The organism is uncultured Acetatifactor sp. (assembly GCF_948601915.1).
GTDB lineage: Bacteria > Bacillota > Clostridia > Lachnospirales > Lachnospiraceae > Acetatifactor.
Window position 1 is genome coordinate 1 of the sequence record NZ_CAPDXS010000226.1, and the last position, 5267, is coordinate 5267.

Consider the following 5267-nt stretch of genomic DNA (forward strand, 5'->3'; position numbering starts at 1 on the left):
CTTCCGATCTCCTGGGCGTGACAGAGCAGCTGCTGCCGCTCTTGCCGGGGGACGGGGAGCTGCGGAGCCTGCGGGAGAAGATTGCAGGGAGAATCGGGAACAGGTGAGGACAGATAAATGAAATTCCCGAGACAGGGTGCAGGAGAAATCTTGCACCCTGTTTTTATGCTGCATAATGCCGGAATTTACCGTACTACACCGGTTAAACGAATATGGCTGGCGTTATGCAGTCGGGTTACTCGGAAAATATAACCGTTAAGCAGTATATATGGTTCATGAAAGGCGGAATACGGAACCATGAAAAGGGTTACAATAAAAATGCAACACTCTGGGGGAGAATGTTGCATTTTTACTGTTCATATATATTATCGGAACCAATCCGGAATACTTTAGTGTTTTCCCGAAAATATTTCAAAAATCAATGCGCCCTAAATCTTGATTTTGGCAAAGACTTCATCCTTGTCGTCCTGGTCGATGCACAGATACCGTTTTGTGATGCCGTAAGCGGAATGGTTATAGATGCTCATCAGCAGAGCCGGAGGAGTCCCCTGTTTCCAGGCGTGATAGCCGAAAGTCTTTCTCAGGGAATGGCAGCTGACATTGGCGTCCAGCCCGGCGAAAGCGGCGGCGTTTTTTACGATTCGATAGGCCTGGAAGCGGCTCAGGGGCTTTGACTTCTGGAGTTGGCTGCCGAACAGCCAGGAGGAGGGGCTTTTTTCCTCGATATCCGCGTATTGTTCGAGAATTTCCCTGATTTCCCGATTCATATAGATGCGGTTGGTCTTGCCTGTCTTGCGTTCTGTTACGACAATGTGGGTCCGCCACGTTCTGTGTTCAAAATTGTACAGATTCCCATAGGTAAGGTTCAACATATCCGAGATGCGAAGGGCGGAGTTCAGTCCCATGATGATCAGCATATGGTTCCTGGGATTGGGATGCTCCTGCAGATAGTAGTTTTTGAAGGCCGTCAGCTGTTCAGGGCTTTTAATGGGTTGCGTCGTGCTCATAGTTGTCCTCCTTGTGTTTTCTGCAACATTCTCCCCCAGAAAGTTGCATTCTGTTAAGTCCATATTCCAGCTTAACAAGAATACCGCGAATGTAAAACCAGGAGGGACAGGGATGCTGAGACTGACGGTGAGCCCGGAGGAGTACCTGATGATAAACGACAACATAAAGATTGTATTCCTGGGCGGCTCCAAGAATAATATGCGGATTATGGTGGACGCCCCTAAGGAAGTGAGCGTTGTCAGGAGCGCAGCCATGGAGAACCGCATCCCCAGTCCGGAGGAACGGGCGAAGCTGCCCCGGTTCCACGCGGTGTCCGGGAAGCAGGGAAAGCGTTGAAACAAAGGACGCCGGGAGGGTTATGCTGAGAGAAAGGCCGGAGCGGGACAGGGCAGTCAAGGGCCCGATTGCCCGGTTCCTGTTCCGGCTCCTGTAACCGTCCGGCTTGGGGGACTGCCCTGAAGCATCCCGTGCTGTGGAGCGGAATCTGGATGAACTGAAAATACGCAACTGACGCAAAAGGATTTGCGCGGTAATACAAGGAGGTAAATTATGGTAGTACAACACAACTTAACAGCAATGAATTCCAACCGTATGTTGGGCATCACCACAAAGACCCAGGCAAAGGCCACCGAGAAGCTGTCTTCCGGTTACAGGATCAACCGGGCGGCAGACGATGCTGCAGGTCTGGCTATCTCCGAGAAGATGAGGAAGCAGATCCGCGGCCTGACCCAGGCTTCCGCCAACGCGCAGGACGGTATCAGCGCGGTGCAGACTGCTGAAGGCGCTCTGAACGAAGTGCATGACATGCTGCAGAGAATGAACGAGCTGGCAGTAAAGGCCGCGAACGGAACCATGTCCGAGAGCGACAGGGATGCTATCCAGAACGAAATCGACCAGCTGACTACGGAGATTGACCGTGTCTCTACGACAACCAAGTTCAACGAGACCTATCTGTTGAAGGGCGCGAATGGCAGCGTGGCCGGCAGCCTGACGTATAAAAAAGTATCAGGTAGCCTGACATCATTGAAGTTTACTCAAACTGACGCATTGTCAAATAAAAATTTCAAGGCACTTGATACCCAGACAGGAACTGCCCAGCTTGGCTTTGGCGCTAAGATTTCTGGAACTTTCAATGCCACGACATCGACGGTCGGTAATAAGCAGTCTTTAAGCAAGGTTAAGTTAACCGGAGCGGCAGCAACCAACACCAAGTGGAGCGGCAAGCAGATTACGGTAGGAAGCACCACATATGTTCTGGTAGAGAGCACTTCTGCTAAGGTGGCAAATAAGGATAAGGCGAGCGCAAGCGCTCTGGTGAAAGCAATCAATGACGCCAATATCGGTAAGACCAAGACGCAGGGAGCTACTGTCAAGGCATTTACCAGTATGGATCAGCTGTCATCCGCTATCCGCCGCCAGTTTGGTACGGAGCTTAAGTCCGTTACGGCCGTTTATGATGAGAAAGCCCAGACCATCGTGCTGAAGGTAGAAGCGTTCGCAGATTTGAATGATGCCATTAACTTCAGTCTGCATGTAGGCGCTGATTCTTCCAGCGACAACAAGATCAGCGTGAACATCTCCATGATGAGCGCGAGAGGTCTTGGTGTGAACGGTCTGAACATCGGCGGCGACAGCGTGGACAATGGCACAAAAGCTATCGATGTCGTAGCGGATGCTCTGCAGAAGGTATCCGATCAGAGAGCGGCCCTTGGTGCTGTACAGAACCGTCTGGAGCACACCATCGCCAACCTGGACAACGTAGTGGAGAATACACAGTCCGCAGAGTCCGCAATCCGTGATACGGATATGGCCACCCAGATGGTTACTTACTCCAACAACCAGATTCTGGCTCAGGCCGGTCAGGCTATGCTGGCACAGTCCAATCAGGCAAACCAGGGTGTTCTGTCCTTGCTTGGCTAATTCGTAGCTGTGGGTTAAGTACAAAGAGAAGTATAGGAAAATCAGAAGGCATGGTGCAGTCTTTGCGCCATGCCTTCTTAAGGAATAAGAAAGGAACGAAGAAAATATGAACACCCATATTTTGCTGACCATATCCATCCTGATTTCCAACCGCCCGGATACCGTGCGGAAATGCCTTGATTCCATCCAGCCTCTGCTGAAGAAGGTGCCCTCCGAGCTGATCCTGGTGGACACGGGGTGCGGGGAACAGGTGAGGAGCGTCATTGAGGAGTATACGGACAATATTGTGGACTTCGTGTGGTGCAGAAATTTTGCCAAAGCCCGCAATGCCGGGCTGGAACGAGCCAGAGGGGAATGGTTCATGTACATGGATGACGACGAGTGGTTTGAGGATGTGAGGGATATCATTCGATTCTTCAATTCCGGGGAATTCAGGATATATGGAGTAGGGCTTTATACTACGCGTGATTATATAAGGACGGACGGTTCGCAGTATATTGATTCACTGGCGGCGAGGATGGTCCGCCTGGAGCCGGACATCAGATTCATTTATCGGATTCATGAATGCTTCAACCGGGCGCCGGGTAAGGCGAAACGTATAGACGCTTTTACGCATCATTATGGTTATGCATACCAGACTGCGGAGAAAGCGCGGGAACATGCGGCGAGAAATATTGGGCTGTTACAGGAGGAGCTTGCTGAGCACCCTTCCAACATGCGGCATATGCTGCAGCTGGTGCAGGAATATAACGCCCTTGGCGAGGCGGAAAAATCTCTGGAACTGTCCCTGGAGGCCATTGAAAGGGCGAAAGCGGGGGCGGTGGAGGAAGAATACTGCCTGTCCTCCCTCTATGGAAATGCCATTAATGGCTACATAGTTACATACCAGTATGATGAGGCCATCCGAAAAGGGGAGGAATATATAAAAAGCAAGCGGACGGACAGGATGGTGAAAGCTCTCATAGCCGGACGCCTTGCTGTCGCCTATGTGGATAAAGAGGATTATGGGAAAGCCTTTTCCCATGCAAAGAATTATTGGGATACCTATCAGGCATACCTGAAAAACAGAGATGCCTTTATTGGCTTTGAGACACCAGTGACGCAAAGTTGTTTCAATAAACAGAAGCGTACACCTATCCTGGGTAACGGAGTGCGGGCTGCGGTGCATTGTGGACAGGCTGTATGGGCCTGGAAATGGTTCCGGGAGATGGATTGGCGGTTGGAGAAATACAGTCTTGATTTCGGGGTAATCCGCGATATCCTGAAGTGCATGGCCGGAGCGGACATGCAGGAACTGCCCCTCTATGAAAAAATGTGCAATGTGATTCTGGAACGACAGGATTTGGAGGAGGTCGTCCTGGAGGATGTTCTGGAATGCTGTGATATCCATGAGGAAATGCAGGATGGAGGAGAAATGGACTTCTGTGAGGAAGCGGAGGGCTGCAGGGTATGTGACAGTCAGATATTTAGGAAACGTACCAGAGGCATTTCCGCTTTTGGCAATTTACCAATAGAGCATTGGTTCATAAGGCTGGCCAGGTTGACCGCAGCTGCTTTTTGGCCGGAGCGGGGCATTTCCTGCAGGGGTGAGGAAGCGGAAGCTATGGCTTTAGAAATTTGGAAGGCCAGAGAAGAGAGCATGTTATATATGAAAGCTTATCATATGCCGCAAACGGTGAATATTTTGGGCGGAGACATGGGACACATGTTGGAGGAGATTCCTTTCTCCCAGTGGGAAAAGGATCTGACAGACCATTTTAGCCGATATACATGGAAAGATACTGTTTGGCTGGCAAAGGCTTTCAGGGCGGTTCGGGAGCAGGACAGTATGCGTATGCTGGCATGGAGAGCAGCCTGCGGCATCAGCCGGGCAAGCTGGGAGACGGCAGCTTTGGAAAACATGGCAGAGGAGTCAGACGGCTTTGCGGACAATGTGTTGGGAGGGCTCAGGGAATATGCCCTCTGCAGAATCAAATTATGTGAAGAAATCTACAAAGAAAAGATTATCCGCTCCATGCCGGATCTGCTTCCGGAGGAATATCAAGGGGCATACGTGATTCGGAATTTGCTGGAGAAGACGGAGGCGGCGCAATATGCGGAGGCGGTGGAGTCTGTCCGTGAAATCATGAATCTGCTTCCTGGGCTTGCTCCTATCATGAGACATTATCTGAAATGGCTGGAGATACAGCTGGAACGGCAAAAAAAGGAATCTACACAGGCTGCCGGAGAACTCCAAGTGCTGGCCAGGCAGATCAAGGCCAGGGTTCATGCTTTGATGGAGGCCGGGCAATACGAGGCGGCCCTGGGCGTGACAGAGCAGCTGCTGCCGCTCTTGCCGG

4 protein-coding genes are annotated in these 5267 nt (G+C 51.1%); 3 read left to right on the forward strand and 1 reads right to left on the reverse strand.

Going from position 1 to position 5267, the window contains the following annotated elements:
* Positions 1–428 precede the first annotated feature (428 nt).
* Complete coding sequence (locus Q2B33_RS23120; RefSeq protein WP_300785176.1) at positions 429–1007, reverse strand: tyrosine-type recombinase/integrase; 579 nt, start codon at positions 1005–1007, stop codon at positions 429–431.
* A 112-nt stretch (positions 1008–1119) separates the two neighbouring features.
* On the opposite strand from Q2B33_RS23120, the gene Q2B33_RS23125 reads away from it, so the two are divergent.
* The 3 genes from Q2B33_RS23125 to Q2B33_RS23135 all read left to right on the forward strand — a co-directional run.
* Positions 1120–1344 (forward strand): carbon storage regulator, encoded by a 225-nt coding sequence (locus Q2B33_RS23125; protein WP_300785174.1) that lies wholly within the window; start codon positions 1120–1122, stop codon positions 1342–1344.
* Positions 1345–1557: 213 nt separating this feature from the next.
* Positions 1558–2928, forward strand: a complete 1371-nt coding sequence (locus Q2B33_RS23130) for a flagellin (protein WP_300785421.1) — start codon at positions 1558–1560, stop codon at positions 2926–2928.
* Between the two features lie 106 nt (positions 2929–3034).
* Positions 3035–5267: glycosyltransferase (locus Q2B33_RS23135; protein WP_300785419.1), on the forward strand; the 2233-nt coding region annotated here is incomplete at its 3' end.